This window comes from Kosakonia sp. BYX6, from assembly GCF_038449125.1.
Classification (GTDB): domain Bacteria; phylum Pseudomonadota; class Gammaproteobacteria; order Enterobacterales; family Enterobacteriaceae; genus Kosakonia; species Kosakonia calanthes.
In genome coordinates this window covers 4,024,936-4,046,840 of sequence record NZ_CP151800.1, presented here as the reverse complement: position 1 = coordinate 4,046,840, position 21,905 = coordinate 4,024,936, and the positions used below count along the sequence as shown (strand labels likewise).

Here is a 21,905-nt window from a genome sequence, read left to right as displayed (position 1 = left end):
TGCGGGAGCAAAATAAAGCCGGATTTCTTTATTGAGCGGGAACTTATTTCCCGGCGAATAACATCGTGGTGATTTCCTGATACAGCAGTTGTAATTGTGCCGGGTCGCATTTTTGCGGCGTGAGGTAGCGAAATGTCGTGCCTTCCATCAGCGTTGCCAAAAACTCCACGGTGCAGCGAACGCGCTCGGCCGTTAAGTGCGGATACCTGCTTTGGATATGGGTGCAGGCTTTTTCAAAAATGCGCGCATCGGCGTCGATCATCATCGCTTCCACTTGCGGATTACGCGTAGCTTCGGCGGCCATTTCCAGCATTAACGCATCGTCGTCCGGGCTGAGCGTTTGCCGCCAGGCCAGCACTTCCGGCAGGTGTTTGGTCTCGGTTTTGTCTTCCATTTCGGCGATGCGGTAATCAATGATGCGGCGGATCATCTCTTCGATGATCGCGTCTTTGCTGGTGAAATAGCGATAGATCTGTCCAACGCTGAGTTGGGCTTCGAGGGCGATTTGCGACATGCTCGCCGCGTGAAAACCGCTGATGCGAAAGCGCCGCCGCGCCGCCGCAATAATCTCGTCTTTGCGCTGCTGGTGGCGCTGTTCCTGCGAGATTTTTGGCGGCATGGTGAACCCTCGGTTGAATAAGTAGTGAGAATGATCGTTCTCATGTGTGAATAGATTAATCGAAATTATGTGAGTTGGGTAAACATTTTCCTGGTAAATCTTTATGTTTTACAAAAATTCATAGTGTGGAGAAATAATGAAAAAGCGTGGAGAAAAAACCCGAGAAAATAATATCGGGGGAATGAGAGATTAATTTGAAGGCAATGTGAGGGAGTGAAAAAAGATAAAACCGGGCGGATGTGGTGAAAATCGCATGTGAGAATAATTCTCAATAATATTGAAGCCGCCAGGCGCGAATGATAAGGTGTAAGCCGTTTCGCCCGGCTCTGGGCTTGGGTTCGACAGATAACGAATGGCTGCCGACTATGCAAAACAGACACTTTTCGGTTGAAGATTTTATCGGCTTTGGCGAGCGCTACGGTATTGATTATCGCTTTCCGGCGCTGGCGTCCTGTCGCACGCTCGGTAAAGAGAAAAACATTGTCATTCAGGGTGATGTGCAGGAGATGACGCTCTCCTCCGGCCTTAGCCTGACCAGCTCCGATGTTCGCGTTCTGCAACCCTATGAAACGACGTCGCTGCAAAGTTGCCCGCTCTATATGCTGGTGGTGCTGGAAGGCAGCGTGATGCTGCGTTTGAACGGCGAAGAGTTTGTTGTGCGCTCCGGTATGGCTTTTACGTCGCGCCTCAGCGAGCAGCAAGTGATGAACGCCAGCCATCTGGCGGATTATCAATTACGCACCTTATCCCTTGGCGTTAACCCGCAAACGTGCTGGCCATCGCCGCTGCTCACCGCGCTGTTGCAACAGTGGGAAGCCCACGGCGCGCCCACTTTTTTATGGCAGGTGCCGGGTTTTCTGCTTTCCGGCCTGCAACACACGCAGCAGACTTCGCTACCGGCGTTGTCGCGCGAATTGATCCTCGAAGGCGTGATGCTGCAACTGCTGGGGCATGCTTTGTCGCAGCGTATGCACGGCTGTGAAAAGCGCCATCACGCGCCAGGCGGCGAGCGACATCGGCTGGAGTCGGTGCGCCGCTTGCTGGCGCAGCAGCCGGAAAAAGAGTACACCCTGACGGCACTGGCGCAACTGGCGGCGATGAGCTCCAGCAGCCTGCGCGTGAAGTTTCGCCAGGCTTACGGCCACTCGGTTTTTGATTACCTGCGCGATTGCCGCCTTGAACTGGCGCGGCGTTACCTGGCGCAGGGTTATAGCGTTCAGCAGGCCGCCTGGATGTCGGGCTACCAGCATGCCACCAACTTTTCCACTGCCTTTCGCCGCCGCTACGGCGTAGCCCCCAGCGAAGTGCGCGCGTCCTGAATTCTCCCCTATAGACCAAAGTTCCTTATTGGTGTGGTGTTTTGTCACCGCGCATATGCAAATCGTCATTGCGCATAGCTATGGGTGAATCCAAAAGGGTAATAATTCTTATTTACAATAATAACCGCTTCTGGAGATTTTCATGTTCGCAAAAACGCGATTGGCGCTAATGATTGGCTGCGTAACCGGTGGGATAAGCGTATCGGTTCTGGCTCAGGAAACCTCAACGACGAACGATACCGTGGTGGTCACCTCGCAAATGCAAAGTGGCGCGACCAAGCTGGAAACGCCGGACATTGAAACGCCGCAGGCGGTATCGATTGTCACGCGTAAGCAGTATGAGGAGCAGGGCGCCACCAGCGTGCGCCAGGCGGTGAGTTACACACCGGGCGTTTACAGCAACCAGATTGGCGCGTCGAACCGTTTTGATTACATCGTGATGCGCGGCTTTTCTGACGGCAGCCTCGATAACATCTATCTCGACGGCCTGAAAATGATGGGCGACAGCAACTCGCATAGTTCGCTGGTGATCGATCCGTGGTTTTTAGACAGCGTAGAAGTGGTGCGTGGCCCGGCGTCAGTGCTGTATGGCCGCTCTTCGCCGGGCGGCATTGTGGCGCTCAACTCCCGCAAACCGTCGTTTGATCCGGGCGGTGAAGTGAAGTTGTTCGCCGGGAACAACAACCAGCGTGGCGCGGCGTTTGATGTTACCGGCCCGGTGGATGATAACGACCGCGTGGCGGTGCGTTTAACCGGCATGACCCGCTATGCGGATTCCCAGTTTGATCATCTGAAAGAGCAGCGTTACGCCATCGCGCCAAGCTTGACCTGGCGTATTACCGATCAGACGCGCCTGGAATTGATGGCCTATCTGCACCGCGATCCGGAAGGCGGCAGCCACTCTGGCCTGCCGTATGAAGGCACCGTAATACCGCACGCCGGTGGGAAAATCGCCAACACCTTCTTCGAAGGCGAAGACAAGTACGACAAATACGATCGCCGCGAAAATATGGTGGGTTACAATTTCGAACACGCCTTTGACAGCGGCTGGTCCGTGCGCCAGAAACTGCGCTACCTGCGCAGCAAAGTGGATTTGAATCAGGTTTATGCCGCGGGCTGGCTAAACGATACCGAATTGAACCGCGGTTACTCTGGCTCCGCCGAATCCCTTTCCGCCATTACGCTGGATAACCAACTTGATGGCAGCGTTGATACCGGCATTATCAACCATCGCCTGCTGGTGGGTGTTGATTACCAGCGCCGCAGCAATAACGTGACCGCGTCTTACGGCAGCTTCCCGGCGATCGATGCCTTTAACCCGGTTTACGGTGCCGATCCGCTGTCAATTTCCGTCTACAGCCGCGAAAAACACAAGCTGGAGCAGACCGGGATTTACGTGCAGGATCAGATGTCGTTGGATCGCTGGCGCCTGACGCTTGGCGGGCGTCACGATCAGGTGAAAATCACCAACGTGAACAAGATCAACGACACCAGCGATACGCTGGATCAAAACCATTTCAGCAGCCGTGCGGCGCTGATGTATCTGTTCGATAGCGGTTTTGCCCCGTACGTCAGTTATTCGACCGCTTTTACGCCAACCAGCTTTACCGATGAATACGGCAAGATCCTCAAGCCGATGAAAGGTAAACAGTGGGAAGCGGGGCTGAAATTCCAGCCGGAAGGTTCGCAGACGATGTACAGCGCGTCGGTGTACCGCATCAATCAGGAAAATATCGCCACCAAAGTGGAGCCGACCGATCCGTATCGCTCTATCGGTGAAATCGAATCGGAAGGGATTGAACTGGAAGCGGTGGGGCAGTTGACCGACAACCTGCGTTTGCAGGCCGCGTATACCTACAACGACATTCGCTACAAGAAAAGCAGCGCGGAAGAGCAGGGCAATCGCGCCGTTTATGCGCCGCGTAACCAGGCCAGCGCCTGGCTGAGCTATGACGTGAAAGCCGGTGCGTTGAATGGGCTGACCGTCGGTTCCGGCGTGCGTTACGTCAATGGCATCACTTCCGATCGCCAGAACACGCACACCTTGCCGTCTTACACGCTGGTGGATCTGGCGCTGGGTTACGACTTAACCAACGTCGGGCTGAAAGGGTTGAGTGCGCAGGTCAACGTCAACAACCTGACCGACAAACGTTATGTCGCTGCCTGTAACTCGCTCTCTTACTGCTACTTTGGCGCGGAGCGCAGCATCGTCGGCAGCCTCTCGTATTCCTTCTGATCGCCAAAAATCACCCGGCCTGTGCGCCGGGTGATGTTGCTAACTGAGATCCACGTCTTTGTGGCCGAAGAACCAGGTGGCGATAAAGCCGCAAAGATACGCGACCACCACGCCCGCCGCATACACCGCCATCCCGGCATAAATCCCTTGGGCGGAGGTCATCAGCGGCAGCGCGACCAGGCCAGACGGGCCGAAAACCGTATTTAACCCCACCGGTAAACCGAACCACGCGATCGTGCCAATAAAGAAACCGCCGCAGGCACCGCCAATACAGGCGGTGACGAACGGTTTCACGCGCGGCAGCGTGACGGCGTAAATCAGCGGTTCGCCAACGCCGAGCAGACCGGGAATTATCGCGCCGCGAATCTGGTTACGAATCAACGAATCTTGCTTCGCGCGGAAATAGAGCGCCAACGCCGCCCCAACCTGGCCACCGCCCGCCATCGCCAGAATCGGAAACAGTGAGTTAAAACCTTGTGCGTCCATCAGCGCGAAATAGACCGGAATAAAGCCCTGATGCACGCCAAACACCACGGCAATCAGGAACAGACCCGCCAGCACTGCGCAGCCAAACGGGTTGCCGTTAAGGTGCAGGAACAACCACGACATGCCTTTAAACAGCTCGCCGCCAATCGGCATGATCACCGTAAAAGCCAGCGCGCCGGTAACCAGCAAAGTGAGCAATGAGGTGAGGATCATATCGAGATTATCCGGCACCACTTTGCGGATCTGCCGCTCGATCCCCGCGCCCACGATCGTGGCGATCAGCACGCCAATAATATTGCCGCGCGGATCAATGCCCATGCCGAAGAAGTTATCGATACCGGCGAAATAACCGACGGTCGCTTTTGGGTCGTAACCGAGCACAAACAGCGCGGCGATAATCGCGCCATTGACACCGCTGCCGCCAAAGGCTTTTTGCGCGTTATAGCCAATCAAAATCGGCAGGAAAGTGAACAACCCTTTGCCGAACACTTTCATGTAACCGACGATATACGCGAGGGTGGCGTTCTTTTCTGCGGCGTTGGTGAGCAGGCTTTGCTCCAGCAAGGTCGCAAAGCCCAGCAGCATCCCGGCGGCGATAAAACCCGGAATCAGTGGCGTAAAGATGGTGGCGAATTTCGCCAGAAACTGATGCAGGCCGCTGGTCTGTTTCGCCTTCATCTGCTGTTTGGTCTCGCTGGCGATACTTTTCAGCGAAGCCCCTTCTGTCGGCGTGCTGCGGTTTCCGATCCGCGCGTTCATCATTTCCACCGCCGTTTGCGCTTTACCTGGGCCAACAATGATTTGCAACTGATCGTCGCTATTAACAACGCCCAACACGCCGGGCAACGCTTTGATGCCGGCGCTGTCGACCAGCGAATCGTTATGCAATGTGAGCCGCAAACGCGTCATGCAGTTGCCGCAGCTTTTAATGTTCTCCTCGCCGCCCACCTTTTGCAGCAGCGTGGCGATAAGTTGCTCGGTGATTTTGGCCATCACTTCACTCCCGCATTGACCAGCGCCTGGCGGATAAACCCGCCGTTATCTTGCAGAAGATGAGCGGCCTGTTCGGCGCTGAGCTGGCCGAGCACCATGACAATGGCGGTTTTACAATGGCCTTCGCAGGCTTGCAGCGCCTGTGACGCGGTGGCGCTATCGCAGCCAGTGGCTTCCATCACAATGTTGATTTGCCGCTGCACCAGCTTGAGGTTGGTGGCTTCCACATCGACCATCAGGTTGCCGTAAACTTTGCCGCTGCGGATCATCGCCCCGGTGGTCAGCATGTTCAGCACCAGTTTTTGCGCGGTGCCTGCTTTCATACGTGACGAGCCGGTCACCACTTCCGCGCCGACCACTGGCACAATGGCGATATCGGCGATGCGCGTCATTTCGCTGCCTTCGTTGCAGGTCAGCGCCACGGTGGTGGCGTGCAGGCTTTTGGCGTAATTCATCGCGGCAATGACATAGGGCGTGCGCCCGCTGGCGGCGATGCCGACCAGCACGTCGTTTGCATTGAAGTTGAGGGCTTTCAGATCGTCGACGCCGAGCGTCAGGCTGTCTTCGGCGTTTTCCACCGCCTGCAAAATGGCGCGATGACCGCCCGCAATCAGGCCGACAACCTGTTCGCGCGGCGTGCCATACGTGGGCGGGCATTCGCTGGCATCAAGAATGCCTAATCGGCCGGAGGTGCCAGCGCCGCAGTAAATCAAGCGGCCGCCTTTCTGGAACGCATTGACGATGGCGTCCACCGCCTGGGTGATCGCCGGGATCACCTTTTCCACCGCCAAAGCCACTTTCTGGTCTTCGCGGTTAATCACCCGCAACATCGCTTCGGTGTCGAGCATATCGATATCGGCACTGGCGCTGTTGCGACCTTCGGTAGTCAGTCTGGATAGATCAATGTTCATCAACGTCTCGCTTAGCGGTTGTCGGTCAGGAATAATATATTATTCGTCAAAATTAAAATAAGAATAATTTATTCTTGGCGTCAATGCATCGCGAGAGTGTGACGGTGTTCATGGTGCGGAAACGGCGGCGCGGGCGCGGTCAACGCTGGTGGAATTCGCGTATTGCGTCGATCAGCGCATCAATGTCGACGGTAAATTTACCGTTGTCGATCGCCGCGCGAATCGCCTCGATTTTTTGCCGGTCAACATCCGGCAACGTGTCGAGGGTCTTTTGCGCCTGTTTAAGCAGAGAAAGGGTGGAATTAGAAATCGGCGGCGCTTTCATCGTGTGCGTTTCTCATCGGGGCTGTTATCTTTTGTCGCTAACTGAGTATCTAAAACGGCCGCAAAAGCAGCAAACTTAAAGTCCCTTACTCGGCTTCCAGCGGATAGAAAAAAATCATGCCGTTTTGCATATTCACCAGCGGTACGCCATCAGGCTTAATTTGCTGCATCCAGATCTGGGAATTCACCAAGAGATCAACATTATTGGTGATCATGCGGCTATCTTTCGACGGCGTAAAAAAGACCGGTGTATAGGAAAAATAATATTTTCCACCCTGCAAGCGGGAGTGCACAAAATTTCCTTTTAGTACAAAATCCGCATCCAGTGGGCTGCTAATGGTGCTGACAATCATATTTCCCAGGGTGCTCATGCGCGAATCGTACAGCTCATGTTTTTGCAGCATCAAATCATAAAAGCCGAACTGCTGTGAGATTTCGCCTGCCTGCGTTAACGCTGTTTTCCCGCTTCGCAAAACATAGCCACACGCCAGCGCAAGCAGGGCGAAAAGCAGCAGAAAAAGCGCGCGCTTAGTAGGCTTTGCAGGGTGCCATTTCATCGATTTTTCTCCGTGTTTCGCTCAGGATCAGCTTATTCAATAAGACCGCGTCGGATCGCCAGTGGTCAATTTGCATAATAAGCAGTTTTTGCTCGCAGGTATTATAGAGACGTAGTGTGTAATTGAGCATTTGATTTTCACTGCGATAGTAAATACTCATGCGCAACGCTTTTTTATTAATCTCTTTATTAAGGATGTCATAACTCTCTTTAAGTCTGTCGAATACCACAGTTTGCTCTTTCATTTGTGTGCCTGGCTCAAGAAGGGCAAAAAGACGGATATGACTGTAGATATTTTTCGCCACTTCTCGGGGAACGGCCACATTATTACGATGAATGGCCAGATAACCGATACAGGCAATAATGAGCGTAATAAGCAGGGCGATCAGCACTCTTTTTCCGCGTGTAAAACGCGTCGGGCGAACCGGTTCTTCCTGTGGCATCGGAACGTCGAGAGGCGGTAATAAAGGAGGCGAAACACGCTCTTCTTCGGCGAGAGTCGCACGTTCTTCCGGTTCTTTTTCTGCTTTTTCTTCGTACTGGCAATATTCCGCTTCCAGCACATAACCCTGTTTGGGAATGGTTCGGATGATTCGCTGCTGCTTGCCATCATCTTCGAGCGCGGTGCGCAAGGCGTGGATGGCGTTGGGCAGGCTGTTATTACCGATCACACGGCGTTCCCAGACCAGGTGGGTCAGTTCCTCACGGGTAAAAATTTTCCCCGCGTTTTGCTGCAAGATATCCAGCAATTTGAGCTGGAAGACGCCCAACCGTTTTTGTTCCCCGGTCACGCGATGTTGAATCGATCCTGAGGAGCGGTCGATCACCCAGTTATTAACGACAAAATTATTTTTATTCATAGTGGGTTAATGGTCCATGTTCACCCGGGCTGGCTCCATCTCTGGAAAATAATGACGAAATGCGAATAAGATAATTAATGTAATAATTAACGCCAGTTCATCGTTTCGAGCCATTAATAATACGGAATACGCGTTTTAAATTACATGAGAATTCATTAGTAAGCGCTTTTCGGCGGATTAAAAACAGCGGTTGTGGTGTATTGTTTTAAGCCAGCAAGATGCTCTGTCTGTTGATACTGATTTCTTAAATTCACTTAATGTTAATTAAGTGTAGGTGAATATTTTTATTAATTGTTTATCCGCTATTCCTCATACGTAATGTAAACGATGAACTTGATTGCCACAAAAACGTTAACACCCGCCGATGAAGCGCGTTATATCAGCGATTATCTGCCGCTGGTACACAAAGTGGTCAAACAGTTTAGCTGGCAGACCAGTAGCGTGATGGATAAAGAAGATATGCGGCAAATTGCCCTGACGGGGTTGCTTTCATCCTTGCGCCGATATGGCCCGCCGGACGCGCAGTTTGCCGGGTACGCGATTCAGCGAATTCGCGGGGCGGTGTTGGACGAATTACGCCAGCAAGATTGGCGTCCGCGTCGGTTGCGCCAGCAAACGCACAAACTCACTGACGCCATCCGCGAACTGACCCGTGAACTGGGTTATGTGCCGCGTTTCGAGGAACTGAGTGAGCGCCTTTCGGTGACGCCAGAGGAGTATCAGCAATATTTGCTGCTCGATTCTGCCAGCTCGCTGGAAAGTCTCGACAACCTGCTGGAAAGCGATATTCACACCAGCGCGCTTTACAGCCGCCCGCTGGAAGATGAACTGCTAAGCAGTTATACGCTGCGAAGCGCCATTGCGCGCCTTGATAAACGCGAGCAGATGATCCTGACGCTTTATTACCAGCATGAAATGAGTTTGAAAGAGATTGCGCTGGTGCTCGGGGTTTCGGAAGCGCGTGTTTGCCAGCTCAACAAGGCGATTGCCCAGAAGGTTCAGCGTTTTTGCGCGGAATAAAATTTTTCTCGGTGCTCATGGCTATACCGTGAGTACTTAATTTTAATTTTTTGATTTTATTGATGTTACCCTCGTGAAATTTGTTCTTTTGTCATCCATCGTCGCCCCCAATCGGAGTCCGCTCCGAGGGTTTTTGGGGCCTTTTTTTCTTATTCTGATGATTGTGCTCGCTTCCGGGTGTGCGCAAACAAAACCAACCGACTCGCAGGCGTTAAAACCGTCTGCTGCCAGCGCGCTTATTGATAAGCAGCGCGAACAGGCGAAAAACGCTAAATCCCGCGTGAAAGCGTCAGTCCACACGGTGGTGCACCGCCTGACGAAGCAACTGGGAAAACCCTATGTTCGCGGCGGCGTGTCACCGAAGAGAGGCTTCGATTGTAGCGGCCTAGTGTATTACGCCTACAACAAAGTGCTGAACCGCAAGCTGCCGCGTACCACGCACGCGATGTTCCGTGATAAGGGGTTGAAGCGGATTGATATTGCTAACCTGCGCCGGGGCGATTTGGTGTTCTTTCGCAGCAAATCACGCGGCCCGGCGGATCACGTCGGCGTCTATTTAGGCGACGATACCTTTATCGAAGCGCCGCGCACCGGGTTGAATATCCGTATCAGCAATTTCCTTGCCGATTACTGGCAGGATCACTACCTCGGCGCGCGCCGAATCCTGACGAACGAGGCGATTCAGTAACGCTACGCCTCCAGCGCGCTTTCGATCGCCTCGCCCAACTGTTTGATCACTTCCCGGTTTTCATCGTTGGGCGGTAGGGCGCAGTTCAGGCGCAGGCAGTTGCGATACTTGCCGGAGGCGGAGAACAGCGAACCTGGCGCAATCTGGATTTTCAGGCGGCCCAACGTGCGCGAGACGCAGACCATATCCACGGTTTCCGGCAACTCGACCCACAGTAAATAACCCCCTTGTGGGCGGGTGACGCAGATGTCGCACGGGAAATATTGGCGCACCCAGCAGGTGTAGGTTTCCAGCCGGTTCTGATAAATCTGGCGCATGCGCCGCACGTGGCGGTGATAATGGCCGTCGCGAATAAAGGCGGCGACCGCCAGTTGCGTGCTGGGGACGTTAGTCCCAATCGCGGCGTATTTTTTATGGATAACCCTGTCCAGATAGCGCCCCGGCGCAATCCATCCTACCCGCAGGCCTGGCGCCACCGTTTTGGTAAACGAACTGCACAGCAGCACGCGGCCATCAATGTCATACGATTTGATGGTGCTCGGGCGTGGGTATTCAGCCGCTAACTCGCCGTAAATATCATCTTCAAAAATCACGATGTCGTGACGCTGTGCCAGCGCCAGCACCGCCTTTTTGCGCGTCTCCGACATGATAAAACCGAGCGGATTGTTGCAAGTGGGGACCAGCAGCACGCCTTTGATCGGCCACTGTTCAAGGGCCAGTTCCAGCGCTTCGAGGCTGATCCCTGTTTCGGAATCGGTCGGTATTTCAATGGCTTTGATATCCAAACCGCGCAGTAACTGCATGGTACCGTAATAGCTTGGCGATTCCACGGCGATAATATCGCCCGGCTGGCAAACAGCCAGAATCGCGAGCGACATCGCCGGGTGGCAGCCGCTGGCGATAACAATTTCATCGGCAGTCAACGCGATGCCGCCATCCAGCATCAGGCGGGCAATCTGCTCGCGCAACTCGCGCCGCCCGTTAAGCGTGTCGTAATTCAATGCATCCAGAACCTGGTGTTGCGCCAGGCGGCTCATTTCCCGCCACAGCGGTTTTAATGTGGCTTGCGTGATATCCGGCGCGCCGCCGCCGAACAGCACCATCTCTTTATCCGAGCGGGCTTCCAGTAGCGTTAGCACTTCATCCCATTGCGTCACTTCGACCGGGCGCTGTACCGGGCGCGACATCGCCGGAACGGGCGGTGGCGCTTTGCGGTGCGCGACAAAATAACCCGAGCGCGGCTGCGGGGTAATAAGTTGCTGATTTTCAAGTACTTGATAAGCCTGCTGTACGGTGCTGATACTCACGCCGTGTTGCTGGCTCAGGCTGCGCACGGAGGGCAGCTTTTCACCTTCGAGGTACAACCCTGTTTGAATGCGTTCCGCCAGAAGCCCGGCCAGATGTTGATAGCGTGTCATGCTGTATCCTTGTTATTCACCATACAGATAAGAAAACCGGTACAGATTAAGGTCTAAATCGCCAGTCAGATGATGTTCTACGGGTTCTGTATGTTAAAGAAAAGTATTTTCTGAGTCTGTATTGTTAAGGGTGATCGCGGCGAAGATAGGGCTCTTCAGGAAAGGAGAGCGTTATGGGCTTTTATGAGAACCGACACAACCGTCCGTTTTTCGGATTTACTTTATTCTGGCGTAACCTGAAACACTTGTATGAACGCTGGAAAACCCGCCGGCTGTTACGCGGCTTAAACGATGAGCAGTTAAAAGATTTGGGAATACGTCGTGATGAACTGTGGTAATGACCAGAAGAGGCGGAGATAACATCTTGTTATTTCCGCCCCCTCCGCGTTGGGCTATGCTTAGCTCCATAACCTGAAGGGAGAAAGCACATGCACTTTATTAACAGCAATGATGATGACGATAAAAAAGAGAAAGACGCGGGCAACGCCACACAGCTAATGCAGCAAAAACTGCTGGATGCGCGTTCGATCATCATCTCCGGTGAAATCAACCAGGCGCTCACCGAAAAAGTCGTTACGCAACTGTTACTGTTGCAGGGGATTAGCGATGCGCCGATTAAAATTTATCTCAACAGCCAGGGCGGCCATGTCGAAGCGGCAGATACTATTCACGACATGATTAAGTTCATCACCCCGGAAGTGCATATTATTGGCACCGGCTGGGTGGCCAGCGCTGGGATCACCATTTTCCTCGCCGCGAAGAAAGAACACCGTTACTCGCTGCCAAACACCCGCTTTATGATCCACCAACCGCTCGGCGGCGTGCGTGGTCAGGCGAGCGATATCGAAATTGAAGCCAAAGAGATCATCCGCACGCTGGAGCGCGTCAACCGCATGATCGCTGAAGCGACCGGTCAGCCGGTCGAGAAAGTGAAGCAGGATACCGACCGCAACTTCTGGATGAACACCAAAGAAGCCATCGATTACGGCATCGTTTCCCGCGTGGTGAAATCCTACGCGGAACTGAACGTAGAATAATGACTTAGCCGTTCCCCCGGGGCGAGAAATCTTTCTCGCCTCATCTCACTTATCCCCCACATTAGACTTCTCCCCGCCCCATAATTTCTGCACACTGTCCGCATTTCTCATTACGGAGTGATGGCATGAACAGCAGTATCAAAGCGGCGCTGGTGATGGCAGCGACGTTGAGCGCGTCCGCGCTGGCAGAACAAAATAGCGTCTCGTTCGATCATAAAGATTGGGAGGTGGTGTGCGACAACACCCTGACCTGCCGCGCGGCGGGTTACAGCGCGGAAGAAGAAGCCAGCGGTTCGGTGCTCGTCACCCGTAAAGCCGGGCCGGACACACCGATAACCGTCGACGTGGTGCTGGCGGAAATGGACAGCGACGATACCGCGCCGCAAACAACGCTGACGCTGTGGGTTGACGATCAATCCCAGGGCGAACTCGCCACGGAAGATACCGACACCTGGCGTTTGTCGGACGCGCAGGCGAAAAGCATGATTGATGCGGTTAAAGGCAGTGGCAAAGTTGAATTTAAAGGCGGCGCGAAACCCTTTTTACTCTCCGGCGATGGCGCGTATGCCGTGCTGCTGAAGTTTGACGATGTGCAGGGTCGCGTCGGCACGCCAGGCGCGCTGAGCAAGAAGGGCGATAAAGCGGAAACCACCGCTACCGCCGCGATTGCCGCGCCGGTGATTCAGGCCGCGTCGGTAAAAGGCGGCGAAGACCGCACGCTGACCGAGCAAGAAGTGAAAGCCATCACGCCGCGCCTGCTGGCGACGCTCACCAACGGTAATGAATGCGACCGGCTCGTGTCGCCGCAAGAATCCATGAATGAGGACGACAACGACATCACTCTGACGCCGCTTGATAGCCAACATGCGCTAATTTCCACCCTCTGCTGGCGCGCAGCCTATAACGAAGGTTATGGCTATTGGGTTATCGACAACGCCCTAAAAGGCACTCCGCAATTGATCACCAGTTCAGCTTCCGACTATACCGACGGCGTTATTTCGCTGGGTCAGCGCGGCCGAGGCATTGGCGACTGCTGGGCGTCGGCTGAGTGGGTGTGGGACGGCGAAACCTTCCGTAAGAGCAGCGAATCCACCACCGGCATGTGCCGCTACATCCGCGCCGGCGGCACCTGGGATCTGCCCGAGCTGGTCAGCGACGTGAAAGAAGCGAAGTAATTTTTGGACACTGTGGTTTCCATTTTTGAAGATTTTGGAAACTGTAGTGTTCGATTTTTATACTTTACCCTTCTGTAAATGGACACTATACTTACCAATTATGACCTTTTTGGTAACTATAGTGTCCATGTCGAACGCAGAAAAACGCAGTGCCGTCGTCTTTCCCCGCAATCAAAAGGTTCTTGGGCAGCTGGGTGAAAATATCAAACTTGCCCGTAAGCGCAGAAAACTCACTCAAACGATGCTTTCGGAACGGACGGGGCTAAGTCGCATCACCATACGAAAAATCGAACAGGGCGATCCACGGGTTTCGCTCGGACATTATGTTGCTGTGCTCGGCGTGTTGGGACTGGTGGATGATTTCCTGAAAGTGGCCAGGGACGACGAGCTGGGACGCAAGTTGCAGGATATTGAACTTTTAAGGAAGAAAGGAGAAACGCGATAATGGCGACGAATTGTTTTCAATATTGCCGTTTCGAATAATGATGATCATCTACGAAACCACGGTTTTATTTATCAGGATGGCGGTTGGGTGTTATCGCCTGCTTACGATATCAACCCCGTTCCTGATGCTCAGGGTTTGCACCTGAATATTAGTGATGTAGACAACAGCCTGGATTACGACCTGGCAATGTCAGTTATTGATTTCTTCCAACTTAGCTTCTCTGAAGCGCAGAGCATAAAAAGCGACGTTTTCGCCAGTGTCAGTCAGTGGCGTAAGTTAGCGGAGTCATTGAATATTTCACGCAGTGAGCAGGAAAGAATGGCGCCAGCATTTAACATTTAATGAGGAAACAACGTTATGTTGAGTAACCTGAACCACCTCACACTGGCCGTCAGCGACCTGAACCGCAGCATTGATTTCTACCGCCAACTGCTCGGCCTGAAGATGCATGCGCGCTGGGATAACGGCGCGTACCTCACCTGCGGTGATGTGTGGATCTGCTTATCCGTCGATGCCCAGCGCCAGTATGTTCCCCCTCAGCACAGCGACTACACTCATTACGCGTTTAGCGTTGATGAGAGCGATTTCGCCGCGTTTGTCGCGTGTTTGCAGCGGGCGGGCGTTGTCACCTGGAAAGAGAATAAAAGCGAAGGCGCGTCGTTTTATTTCCTCGACCCGGACGGGCACAAGCTGGAAGCCCATGTCGGCAACCTCGCGCAACGCCTGGCGGCCTGCCGGGAGAAGCCCTACAAAGGGATGGAATTTTTTGATTGAGAGCCGCGCTCCTTTCGCAATCTATGCTCTTTGCCCTCCCGTTTCTTGATACTTACCTTGATAACCTTTACTTTACTCCCCCTGTGAAATGGGGGGAGTTTCCATGAGCGAAGATGCGTTGTTTTCCCGTCGGCCGCTGGGTATGCGCATGGCAATGGTTGTGCGTCAGTGGCGCGCCACTATTGACAGAGCCTTGGGCGACACGGGGGTCACCCAGTCGAGCTGGACAGTGCTGATGCAGTTACGTCAGTTGGGGGATAACGTCTCGGTCAGCGAGCTGGCGGAAGTGCAGGGAATCGAGCTACCGCCGCTGATGCGTACCCTCACACAGCTGGAAATCCAGGGGCTGATCGCGCGTACGACATCGCCGTATGACAAACGCATTCGCCTGCTGGCGTTAACCGAAGACGGAAAACGTCTGCTGGAGAAAATCACGCAAGTGATCGAAGCCTGCCAGGTGCGGGCTTCAGAGAATATTCCGGCGACGGATCTGCACGTTTTTAGCGCCACCCTGAACCAAATCGCCTGTAATTTGCGCGTGATGCGTGAAGAAGATAATAAAACCGAATAAGAAAATGATGACGCCTGAACAAAAGTTTGCCCGCTGGGTAAGGGTCAGTATTGCCTCTTTCCTGCTGATGTTTGTCTATTTTATCGTGGCGGATATCTGGATCCCGCTGACGCCAGATTCCACCGTCATGCGCGTCGTGACGCCCGTTTCCGCGCGCGTTTCCGGCTATGTTTCCCAGGTTCATGTGCAGAACAACAGCCGCGTGAAAAAGGGCGATTTACTGTTTGAATTGGATCCTACGCCGTTTAGCAACCAGGTCGAAGCCGCGGAAATTGCGCTGGAGCAGGCGCGTCTGACCAACCAACAGCTGGACGCGCAAATTATTGCCGCGCAAGCGAGCCTCAAAACGGCGCAGCTTACCGCGCAAAACAATCGCGTCACGTTTGAGCGCTACCAGCGCCTGGGCACGCTGCACAATGTCTCGCAGTCCGATCTCGATAACGTGCGCACCACCTGGCAGGGCAGTGTGCAATCGGTTAACAACCTCAACGCCAGCATTGATGAACTACGCATTCAGCGCGGCGAGCGCAATGATGCCCGCAACGTGACGCTGCAAAAATACCGCAATACTTTGCAGCAGGCGCAACTTAACCTCGGCTGGACGCAGGTGCGTGCGGAAGTGGATGGCACGGTCAGCAACCTGCAATTAAGCCCCGGTTTTTACGCGACGGCGGGCAGCGCGTCGCTGGCGCTGGTGCATGAGAAAACCGATATCGTGGCGGATTTTCGTGAAAAGAGCCTGCGTCATACGCATGCCGGAACTGATGCGGCAGTCGTGTTTGATGCGTTTCCTGGGCATGTATTCCGGGCGCATGTGACCAGCAGCGACGCGGGGATTTTGGCCGGTCAGGAAGCGGTAAACGGCGAGTTATCTGAACCGGAAACGTCTAATCGCTGGGTGCGTGACGCGCAGCGTATGCGTATTCACGTCGCGCTCGACGAGCCGCTGCCAAAAGCGTTGCCCACCGGTGCGCGCGCCACGGTGCAGCTTTATAACAGCGAAGGTGTGTTTGCCCGCTTCTTCTCCGGCCTGCAAATCCATCTGGTCAGCCTGCTGCATTATGTCTATTAACACACTGGCCCGCGTTTTTACGCCGCACGGCAATATCGTTTACACGGCGAATGACTTCCGTCAGACGCTGCGTATTGTGTTTGCCGGGATGATCGCCCTGAGCGTGTCGAGTTTTTACAATACGCAATACGGCGTGTTTTATGTGGTTTACCCGGTGATGCTGCTGTCGCTGGTGCCGGTGTTTAACCGCCATGTCGCGAAACAGTTTATTTTTAGCGCGGTGATTAACTGTGTCGAAATGGTGTTCATCATCGGCTATCTGGTGCAATGGCCAGTGATCATGACGCTGGTGGTGTTCGGCCTGTATGTCATGCGTTTTCGCTTTATGAGCAAAGGCCCGCTGTTTTTGTTTGGCTCGACGGGCGTGGTTTGCCAGAGCACGATGCTCAACTTTATGAGCTACCCTTCGAGCGACTGGCACACGTTACTGTTTTCCAATATTGAAGCCAGCATCATGGCGGTCGCGCTGAGTGCGTTGATGAACTACCTGATCCCGGATGTTGAGCCGCGCACCCGCCCGCCAATGATCGAGAAAAACGCCGCTCGCGTGCGCCATGAATCCCTGCTGTCCGGCACGGTGGCGACGATGATTTTTGTCGTGTTCCAGATAAGTGACTTGAGTGATTCGCTGTCAGCCTTGATGGCGGGGATCTTGATTCTTTTTCCGATGCATTATCGCGGTTCGGTACTGAGCTCGCTGTGGCGCGTGGTCGGCGTGGTACTCTCCTGTCTCTATATTTTGCTGGTGCAGCTCATTCTTTATAACCACAGCAGCCACATGCTGTTGATGATGCCGCTGATCGGCCTCGGCCTGGCGTTCAGCGCGCGTTTGCATGTGATGGAAAAAGTCGGTGCGGGCGTCGGTTTTGCGAGCGTTACCACCATCGGCATTATGTTCGGCCAGAACCTGCACCCGGACACCGACCTGGTGTTCAGCGATCTGTACCGCATTGTCTCCGTCACTGTGTCGTTGCTGGCGACGCTCACCTTGATCTATCTGGTCCACCTGATTTTGAACCGCTTCGAAGCAACTCGGTTCGTGATTGAGAAACAGTAGGCCGGATAAGCGTAGCGCCATCCGGCAATCAAAGCGCCATTTGGCAATTTGCCGGATGGCGGCTCACGCCTTATCCGGCCTACAAAAACCGTCGCAACCTTACCCATGCGTCCGGTCATCCCGCCGAATCACCCAACCAGCACAAACTCCTCATCGACACACTGATAAATGGCCTGCGTGACGCCAGGGATTTGCCATTGCTTTTCCTCGCCCGGCGGGCAGTGAACGCGGATGCACAACCCGCAGCCACCGCGTAACTGGCGCGGAATATCCTGTACGCGAAATGTCATTCCGGCGGTCTGTAACGCTTTACGGGTTTGCAGCACGCCAGGCGTGTTATGGAACAACAACAGGTACTCCGCCATTAGCGCTTCCTTTGTCGCTGACCGATCAGCGCCGCGCCCAGTGCGCCAGCGTACTGCGCGTCGTCATGGGTCAACACGTCGCTGTTTAAATGCCCGGCTAACATGCGGCGAAAAGTGGCGCAGTGGCTGACACCGCCGGTGAACAGCAGCGGCCCTTGGGTGGAAAGGCGTGCGATAAAATGCGCGCTACGCCGCGCCATCGCGTTGATCACCCCGGCGAGGATCGCTTCCGGCGCAATGCCGGACGATCGCAAGCTGATCACTTCCGATTCGGCAAACACTGTGCACATACTGGTCAGCGGATGCGGTTCCACGCCTTCGGTAATCGCGTCCAGTTGCTCCACCTGGGTGCCTAGCGTGCGGGAAATCACATCCAGAAAACGCCCGGTTCCGGCGGCGCATTTATCATTCATCAGAAAGTCGGTGAGATTCCCCTGCTCATCCAACTCAATCACTTTGCTGTCCTGGCCGCCGATATCAATCACCGTGCGCGTCTGCGGCAGCAACAGGCGCGCGCCGAGGCCGTGGCAAGAGATCTCGGTGACCTGCTTATCGGCAAAATCCACCAGTTGCCGCCCGTAACCGGTGAGCGTCAGAAACGGCGCCTCAGCCAGACCTTCACGCAATGTTTCCCACGCCTCAATAATCGAGGTCGCCGGGCGAAACGACGTTGGGCAGAGAAAACGCCGCACAATAGTGTCGCCGTCGAGCAAAATGCCTTTCGTGGTCGTCGAGCCGGAATCAATACCTACCGTAAAAGCCACAGCCACTCCTTATAGCATCTCAATAAATGCGGCGACGCGGGTACTGAGTTGCCCGATATCGGACGTTGAGTAATCGGTTTCGATCGCCATATAGGGAATGTTGTGCTGCTGGCGCACGTGGCGTTTGATGGCGAGCGACTCCACGGCGTAGGTGTGGCAAGCCTGCAAAATCACGTCGATCACCCCGTCAGCCTGGTACTCTTCCACCATCTGGCTGAGCAATGTTAAACGTTCGTTGTTGGGCGAAATGCACGAGCAGCCGATGGCGAGATATTTGTCGGTCAGCGCGTCGTAAACATCGCCGCTCTCCTCGACGCAGCGCTCGGTGGCTTTCGCGCCGGTGCAGTTCTCGTAACCGACCACCCAACCACCATTCTCCTCGATTGCGCGCACCACTTTTTCCGCCGCGCCGCCAATCGGGCAGCCGGTGATCAATATGCGCGGGCGAGCGTCGAGACGTTTTCCGGCTTGCCACTCGGCGCGCACGCGTTCGGCCATGGTATTTAGCTCATCGATCAGGGCTTCTTTATCGAAACGGAAGGTCGCGCCGTAAACCACTTTCAGGATGTCCGTGCCGCTCAATGCGGGCGGATTAAGTTGCCCGACACGGTAGAAGTTCGCCAGTGCGCGGCGTTCGCGGTTTTTCAGCACGATGGCGTCACGCAGCGCGGCTTCGCTGATCGGCTGACCAAAACGGTGTTCGATGGCCTGTTGCAAACGCTTAATTTCGGCTTTCCACAGGGCGCGAGAAGCGGCGTCCGCAGCGCTATTCGGTAGTTGCATCACGTGCACGGCTTTGAATTCCGCCATGTACTCGTACATTTTTTTCTTGCCGTCGCAGGTCGTTTCGCCGACCACCAAATCGGAAAAATAGAAGTAGGGGCATTTGTCGGTTTTGCCAAAACCGTAGCTGCTTTTGATTAACGGGCAGAGATTGCGCGGCAGATCTTTTTCCGCTTCTTCGATGGTTTCATCATTTGTCGAACAGAGCGATACCACCACCGCGCCGGCGGCCATGGCGATCTCTTGCGGCATAAAAGTGCAGTAGGTGCCAACCAGCGGAATGCCTTGCTCTTTCAGATCCATTACGGTGAGAAAGCCCTTCTGGCGGGCGTCGGAGAAGTGTTCGAACACCTCCGGGAGTGCGGTGATTAGCGTCATGATTTTCCTGCCCCGTAACACGGGAGATGATGAAAAGACGCCGCATTATAGGCACGCTAAATGAGTGGTTTTATTGATCCCCGGCAGGTCAGAAAGCGGAAACGTGCAGCAGCGCGGGAAGCTGTGACAACAGATACAAAATCAAGCCAATCGAGCCGCCCACCAACGTACCGTTGATCCGAATAAATTGCAGGTCTTTGCCGATATTCAGCTCAACCTGATGGGACATATCGCGCGCGTCCCAGCTTTTCACCGTGTCGCTAATATGGCGCGTCAGGAAGGCGGCAAAATCTGGCGCCACGCGGTGCGCGGCCTGTTCCAGGTGCTCATTGAGCGAGGCGCGCAGTGCGCCGTCCGCCAGCAGCGTTTCGCCAAACCATAAACCCGCGTCGCTGATGCGCTTTTGCATTCGCGAGTCGTCGGATTGCATATCCGCTTTCATCCAGTCGCGCAGATCCGCCCACATTTCACCGACATAACGGTTAAAGGCTTCATCATTTTTCAGGTACTCTTTGATGTTTTCCGCGCGTTCGGCCATCTCTGGATCGGTTTTCAGATTGGCGATCAGCTTCAGTGTGGCGCGATCAAATGCCTGGCGAATCTGGTGCGTGCGGTCGGCGTTGATATCATCCAGCAGCGAATTGACCGCATCGGAAACCAGCTCGGCGCTCTGTTCCCCCAGCCACTCTTTCGGCAGGATTTTCGCTTTCATCGGATGATCGGTTTCCAGCCAGTGCACGACCTGGCGGGCAATAAAGGTGCGGGAGCTTTCTCGCTGCAACAGCGCAATCAGTTGGCTAATCAGCGTATCCAGCAGCTTCTGATGGCGATTATTGCGCGTCAGGCTTTCCAGCATCAGTGCGCTGGTTTCCGTTAGATCCACTTTGTCGATCGCTTTATGTACCGCGCGGCGCAACAGGCGCTGGATGCGGCTATCGTCGGCCATTTCCAGAAAACCGCTCATCACTTGCAGCAGATGAACCCCAACGCGGCGGGCGTTTTCCGGCTGGCTGAACCAGACGCCGATCATCTGCGCGGGCTGATGGCGATGAATCAGCGCGACCAGCGATTGGGTGTCGAGAAATTTCTCCTGCACGAACTGGCCGAGATTGTCGCCGATGCGATCTTTGTTACGCGGAATAATCGCCGTATGGCGAGAGATAAAGGGGATCGGCACGCGGTGAAACAGCGCCACCACAGCAAACCAGTCGGCCATGGCGCCGACCATCGCCGCTTCAGCAATGGCTTTTATCCCGCTCACCCAAAAGTTAGGCGGCAGGAATAATGTGGTGACAAATGTCGCCGCCGCAATCAGCAACAACGTCAACGCCAGTCGTTTGGCGCGCTTAAGTTCGGCTAACTTTTCCATGGCTTAAGCATAGAGCGAGACGAGGCGAAGGTGCAAAAAATGAATTATGTGGCTACACTGTGGCTACAAACGCACAGGAGGTTATATGGATTCCGTTATCCGATCGCGAATCGACAGCGAACTTAAAGCGCGCGCCGGGCTGGTACTTGAAAGCTGCGGCCTCAACTGGAGTACGGCGATACGTTTGTTTGCTGAGCAAATAGTCAAAAACGAAGGCATCCCATTTGAAGTTACCCGCAGGCCAACCGCGCGCTTACGCAACGCGATGAATGAAGCCGATGAGATCACCGCACACCAGCATGGACGCTTTGATGGTGTTGACCAGCTAATGGACAGCTTAAACGATGGGAAAGAGTAAACGCGCGCCACTTCCTTACCGCTCTGATTACACGAAAACGTTTGTTAAAGCCTGGGCTCGATACAACAAAGCGGGTCGCAGAGATATGCACGAGACGGCAGCCATTATGTCTATGGTGCTCTCTGGCAATCCGCTTCCCGCGCAATACAGCGACCACGCCTTGACCGGGGATATGCAAGGTTTTCGTGAACTGCATATAGGTGGCGATTATCTTCTTGTTTATCGAGTTGATGACGAAAAACATCTGGTGGTGTTTACCGATTTGGGCACCCACGCTGAGCTTTTCGAATAATTCACTTTAAACGATTTTCAACAAAATCCACCCGC

At 54.3% G+C, this 21,905-nt stretch carries 26 protein-coding genes; 15 read left to right on the top strand and 11 right to left on the bottom strand.

The features are described 5' to 3' along the window. Positions 1-43: 43 nt before the first annotated feature. Positions 44-619: a TetR/AcrR family transcriptional regulator gene (locus AAEY27_RS19030; protein WP_342322359.1), complete on the bottom strand. Its 576-nt coding sequence runs from the start codon at positions 617-619 to the stop codon at positions 44-46. Positions 620-984: 365 nt separating this feature from the next. Between AAEY27_RS19030 and AAEY27_RS19025 the strand changes: the two genes are divergently transcribed. Both AAEY27_RS19025 and foxA read left to right on the top strand, forming a co-directional pair. Beyond that, positions 985-1,938 carry a helix-turn-helix transcriptional regulator gene (locus tag AAEY27_RS19025; RefSeq protein ID WP_342322358.1) on the top strand — a complete coding sequence of 318 codons (954 nt, stop codon included), beginning with the start codon at positions 985-987 and terminating at the stop codon, positions 1,936-1,938. Between the two features lie 142 nt (positions 1,939-2,080). Then, the gene (gene foxA, locus AAEY27_RS19020; protein WP_342322357.1) at positions 2,081-4,174 is read left to right on the top strand and encodes a ferrioxamine B receptor FoxA; all 2,094 of its coding nucleotides are present in this window, start codon (positions 2,081-2,083) and stop codon (positions 4,172-4,174) included. A gap of 39 nt (positions 4,175-4,213) precedes the next feature. Here foxA and murP read toward each other — a convergent pair whose 3' ends face one another. The 5 genes from murP to AAEY27_RS18995 all read right to left on the bottom strand — a co-directional run bounded on the left by murP (position 4,214) and on the right by AAEY27_RS18995 (position 8,304). Beyond that, the gene (gene murP, locus AAEY27_RS19015) at positions 4,214-5,653 is read right to left on the bottom strand and encodes a PTS N-acetylmuramic acid transporter subunit IIBC (protein WP_342322356.1); all 1,440 of its coding nucleotides are present in this window, start codon (positions 5,651-5,653) and stop codon (positions 4,214-4,216) included. Further along, on the bottom strand, positions 5,653-6,564 hold the full coding sequence (gene murQ, locus AAEY27_RS19010; RefSeq protein WP_342322355.1) for an N-acetylmuramic acid 6-phosphate etherase: 912 nt from the start codon (positions 6,562-6,564) through the stop codon (positions 5,653-5,655). Before murQ ends, murP begins: the two co-directional genes overlap by 1 nt. Positions 6,565-6,703: 139 nt before the next feature. Further along, positions 6,704-6,889 (bottom strand): flagellar biosynthesis anti-sigma factor FlgM, encoded by a 186-nt coding sequence (flgM, locus tag AAEY27_RS19005; protein WP_342322354.1) that lies wholly within the window; start codon positions 6,887-6,889, stop codon positions 6,704-6,706. Positions 6,890-6,974: 85 nt separating this feature from the next. Next, complete coding sequence (locus AAEY27_RS19000) at positions 6,975-7,445, bottom strand: hypothetical protein (protein ID WP_342322353.1); 471 nt, start codon at positions 7,443-7,445, stop codon at positions 6,975-6,977. Next, positions 7,417-8,304 carry a winged helix-turn-helix domain-containing protein gene (locus AAEY27_RS18995; protein ID WP_342322352.1) on the bottom strand — a complete coding sequence of 296 codons (888 nt, stop codon included), beginning with the start codon at positions 8,302-8,304 and terminating at the stop codon, positions 7,417-7,419. Before AAEY27_RS18995 ends, AAEY27_RS19000 begins: the two co-directional genes overlap by 29 nt. Positions 8,305-8,631: 327 nt before the next feature. On the opposite strand from AAEY27_RS18995, the gene AAEY27_RS18990 reads away from it, so the two are divergent. Further along, positions 8,632-9,324: a FliA/WhiG family RNA polymerase sigma factor gene (locus AAEY27_RS18990; protein WP_342322351.1), complete on the top strand. Its 693-nt coding sequence runs from the start codon at positions 8,632-8,634 to the stop codon at positions 9,322-9,324. Between the two features lie 133 nt (positions 9,325-9,457). Continuing rightward, complete coding sequence (locus AAEY27_RS18985) at positions 9,458-10,012, top strand: C40 family peptidase (RefSeq protein WP_425294641.1); 555 nt, start codon at positions 9,458-9,460, stop codon at positions 10,010-10,012. Positions 10,013-10,014: 2 nt separating this feature from the next. Here the strand turns inward: AAEY27_RS18985 and AAEY27_RS18980 are convergent, their stop codons facing one another. Beyond that, positions 10,015-11,430: a PLP-dependent aminotransferase family protein gene (locus tag AAEY27_RS18980; protein WP_342322350.1), complete on the bottom strand. Its 1,416-nt coding sequence runs from the start codon at positions 11,428-11,430 to the stop codon at positions 10,015-10,017. A gap of 173 nt (positions 11,431-11,603) precedes the next feature. On the opposite strand from AAEY27_RS18980, the gene AAEY27_RS18975 reads away from it, so the two are divergent. The 9 genes from AAEY27_RS18975 (at position 11,604) to AAEY27_RS18935 (ending at position 17,561) form a co-directional block, all read left to right on the top strand. Beyond that, positions 11,604-11,768, top strand: a complete 165-nt coding sequence (locus tag AAEY27_RS18975) for a DUF1127 domain-containing protein (protein ID WP_342322349.1) — start codon at positions 11,604-11,606, stop codon at positions 11,766-11,768. Positions 11,769-11,858: 90 nt separating this feature from the next. Next, positions 11,859-12,467: an ATP-dependent Clp protease proteolytic subunit gene (locus AAEY27_RS18970; RefSeq protein ID WP_342322348.1), complete on the top strand. Its 609-nt coding sequence runs from the start codon at positions 11,859-11,861 to the stop codon at positions 12,465-12,467. A gap of 125 nt (positions 12,468-12,592) precedes the next feature. Beyond that, positions 12,593-13,642: a DUF1176 domain-containing protein gene (locus AAEY27_RS18965; RefSeq protein WP_342322347.1), complete on the top strand. Its 1,050-nt coding sequence runs from the start codon at positions 12,593-12,595 to the stop codon at positions 13,640-13,642. Positions 13,643-13,769: 127 nt separating this feature from the next. After that, positions 13,770-14,087 carry a helix-turn-helix domain-containing protein gene (locus tag AAEY27_RS18960; RefSeq protein WP_342322346.1) on the top strand — a complete coding sequence of 106 codons (318 nt, stop codon included), beginning with the start codon at positions 13,770-13,772 and terminating at the stop codon, positions 14,085-14,087. Between the two features lie 9 nt (positions 14,088-14,096). Continuing rightward, entirely contained in the window at positions 14,097-14,429 is a 333-nt protein-coding gene (locus AAEY27_RS18955) for a HipA domain-containing protein (RefSeq protein WP_342325643.1), read from the top strand. Positions 14,430-14,444: 15 nt separating this feature from the next. Beyond that, positions 14,445-14,861, top strand: coding sequence for a FosA family fosfomycin resistance glutathione transferase (locus AAEY27_RS18950; protein WP_342322345.1), 417 nt, complete (start codon positions 14,445-14,447; stop codon positions 14,859-14,861). Positions 14,862-14,964: 103 nt separating this feature from the next. Continuing rightward, positions 14,965-15,432 (top strand): MarR family transcriptional regulator, encoded by a 468-nt coding sequence (locus AAEY27_RS18945; RefSeq protein ID WP_342322344.1) that lies wholly within the window; start codon positions 14,965-14,967, stop codon positions 15,430-15,432. A gap of 4 nt (positions 15,433-15,436) precedes the next feature. Continuing rightward, positions 15,437-16,504 carry an HlyD family secretion protein gene (locus AAEY27_RS18940; protein ID WP_342322343.1) on the top strand — a complete coding sequence of 356 codons (1,068 nt, stop codon included), beginning with the start codon at positions 15,437-15,439 and terminating at the stop codon, positions 16,502-16,504. Continuing rightward, positions 16,494-17,561: a DUF2955 domain-containing protein gene (locus AAEY27_RS18935; RefSeq protein ID WP_342322342.1), complete on the top strand. Its 1,068-nt coding sequence runs from the start codon at positions 16,494-16,496 to the stop codon at positions 17,559-17,561. The genes AAEY27_RS18940 and AAEY27_RS18935 overlap by 11 nt, the downstream gene beginning before the upstream one ends. A gap of 128 nt (positions 17,562-17,689) precedes the next feature. On the opposite strand, the gene AAEY27_RS18930 is transcribed toward AAEY27_RS18935, so the two are convergent. The 4 genes from AAEY27_RS18930 to AAEY27_RS18915 form a co-directional block, all read right to left on the bottom strand. Beyond that, positions 17,690-17,926, bottom strand: coding sequence for a DUF3343 domain-containing protein (locus tag AAEY27_RS18930; RefSeq protein ID WP_342322341.1), 237 nt, complete (start codon positions 17,924-17,926; stop codon positions 17,690-17,692). Beyond that, on the bottom strand, positions 17,926-18,690 hold the full coding sequence (gene yjiL, locus AAEY27_RS18925) for a putative 2-hydroxyacyl-CoA dehydratase activator YjiL (RefSeq protein WP_342322340.1): 765 nt from the start codon (positions 18,688-18,690) through the stop codon (positions 17,926-17,928). Before yjiL ends, AAEY27_RS18930 begins: the two co-directional genes overlap by 1 nt. 9 nt (positions 18,691-18,699) lie before the next feature. After that, positions 18,700-19,851, bottom strand: coding sequence for a double-cubane-cluster-containing anaerobic reductase (locus AAEY27_RS18920; RefSeq protein ID WP_342322339.1), 1,152 nt, complete (start codon positions 19,849-19,851; stop codon positions 18,700-18,702). A gap of 88 nt (positions 19,852-19,939) precedes the next feature. Continuing rightward, a complete protein-coding gene (locus tag AAEY27_RS18915) occupies positions 19,940-21,220 on the bottom strand; it encodes a DUF445 domain-containing protein (protein WP_342322338.1) in 1,281 nt (426 codons plus the stop codon). An 85-nt stretch (positions 21,221-21,305) separates the two neighbouring features. Here AAEY27_RS18915 and AAEY27_RS18910 point away from each other — a divergent pair, with 85 nt between their 5' ends. After that, complete coding sequence (locus AAEY27_RS18910) at positions 21,306-21,578, top strand: type II toxin-antitoxin system RelB/DinJ family antitoxin (RefSeq protein ID WP_342322337.1); 273 nt, start codon at positions 21,306-21,308, stop codon at positions 21,576-21,578. After that, a complete protein-coding gene (locus tag AAEY27_RS18905) occupies positions 21,565-21,870 on the top strand; it encodes a type II toxin-antitoxin system YafQ family toxin (protein WP_342322336.1) in 306 nt (101 codons plus the stop codon). The genes AAEY27_RS18910 and AAEY27_RS18905 overlap by 14 nt, the downstream gene beginning before the upstream one ends. The last annotated feature ends 35 nt before the right edge of the window (positions 21,871-21,905 follow it).

Coding starts and splice junctions, on each gene's coding strand:
- AAEY27_RS19000 (WP_342322353.1), bottom strand. CDS start 7,445: ATGAAATGGCACCCTGCAAAGCCTACTAAGCGCGCGCTTTTTCTGCTG.
- AAEY27_RS18990 (WP_342322351.1), top strand. CDS start 8,632: ATGAACTTGATTGCCACAAAAACGTTAACACCCGCCGATGAAGCGCGT.
- foxA (WP_342322357.1), top strand. CDS start 2,081: ATGTTCGCAAAAACGCGATTGGCGCTAATGATTGGCTGCGTAACCGGT.
- AAEY27_RS18910 (WP_342322337.1), top strand. CDS start 21,306: ATGGATTCCGTTATCCGATCGCGAATCGACAGCGAACTTAAAGCGCGC.
- murQ (WP_342322355.1), bottom strand. CDS start 6,564: ATGAACATTGATCTATCCAGACTGACTACCGAAGGTCGCAACAGCGCC.
- flgM (WP_342322354.1), bottom strand. CDS start 6,889: ATGAAAGCGCCGCCGATTTCTAATTCCACCCTTTCTCTGCTTAAACAG.
- AAEY27_RS18975 (WP_342322349.1), top strand. CDS start 11,604: ATGGGCTTTTATGAGAACCGACACAACCGTCCGTTTTTCGGATTTACT.
- murP (WP_342322356.1), bottom strand. CDS start 5,653: ATGGCCAAAATCACCGAGCAACTTATCGCCACGCTGCTGCAAAAGGTG.
- AAEY27_RS18920 (WP_342322339.1), bottom strand. CDS start 19,851: ATGACGCTAATCACCGCACTCCCGGAGGTGTTCGAACACTTCTCCGAC.
- AAEY27_RS18935 (WP_342322342.1), top strand. CDS start 16,494: ATGTCTATTAACACACTGGCCCGCGTTTTTACGCCGCACGGCAATATC.
- AAEY27_RS18905 (WP_342322336.1), top strand. CDS start 21,565: ATGGGAAAGAGTAAACGCGCGCCACTTCCTTACCGCTCTGATTACACG.
- AAEY27_RS18995 (WP_342322352.1), bottom strand. CDS start 8,304: ATGAATAAAAATAATTTTGTCGTTAATAACTGGGTGATCGACCGCTCC.
- AAEY27_RS18960 (WP_342322346.1), top strand. CDS start 13,770: ATGTCGAACGCAGAAAAACGCAGTGCCGTCGTCTTTCCCCGCAATCAA.
- AAEY27_RS19025 (WP_342322358.1), top strand. CDS start 985: ATGCAAAACAGACACTTTTCGGTTGAAGATTTTATCGGCTTTGGCGAG.
- AAEY27_RS18945 (WP_342322344.1), top strand. CDS start 14,965: ATGAGCGAAGATGCGTTGTTTTCCCGTCGGCCGCTGGGTATGCGCATG.
- AAEY27_RS18980 (WP_342322350.1), bottom strand. CDS start 11,430: ATGACACGCTATCAACATCTGGCCGGGCTTCTGGCGGAACGCATTCAA.
- AAEY27_RS18915 (WP_342322338.1), bottom strand. CDS start 21,220: ATGGAAAAGTTAGCCGAACTTAAGCGCGCCAAACGACTGGCGTTGACG.
- AAEY27_RS18930 (WP_342322341.1), bottom strand. CDS start 17,926: ATGGCGGAGTACCTGTTGTTGTTCCATAACACGCCTGGCGTGCTGCAA.
- AAEY27_RS18950 (WP_342322345.1), top strand. CDS start 14,445: ATGTTGAGTAACCTGAACCACCTCACACTGGCCGTCAGCGACCTGAAC.
- AAEY27_RS18965 (WP_342322347.1), top strand. CDS start 12,593: ATGAACAGCAGTATCAAAGCGGCGCTGGTGATGGCAGCGACGTTGAGC.
- AAEY27_RS18940 (WP_342322343.1), top strand. CDS start 15,437: ATGATGACGCCTGAACAAAAGTTTGCCCGCTGGGTAAGGGTCAGTATT.
- AAEY27_RS18970 (WP_342322348.1), top strand. CDS start 11,859: ATGCACTTTATTAACAGCAATGATGATGACGATAAAAAAGAGAAAGAC.
- AAEY27_RS19030 (WP_342322359.1), bottom strand. CDS start 619: ATGCCGCCAAAAATCTCGCAGGAACAGCGCCACCAGCAGCGCAAAGAC.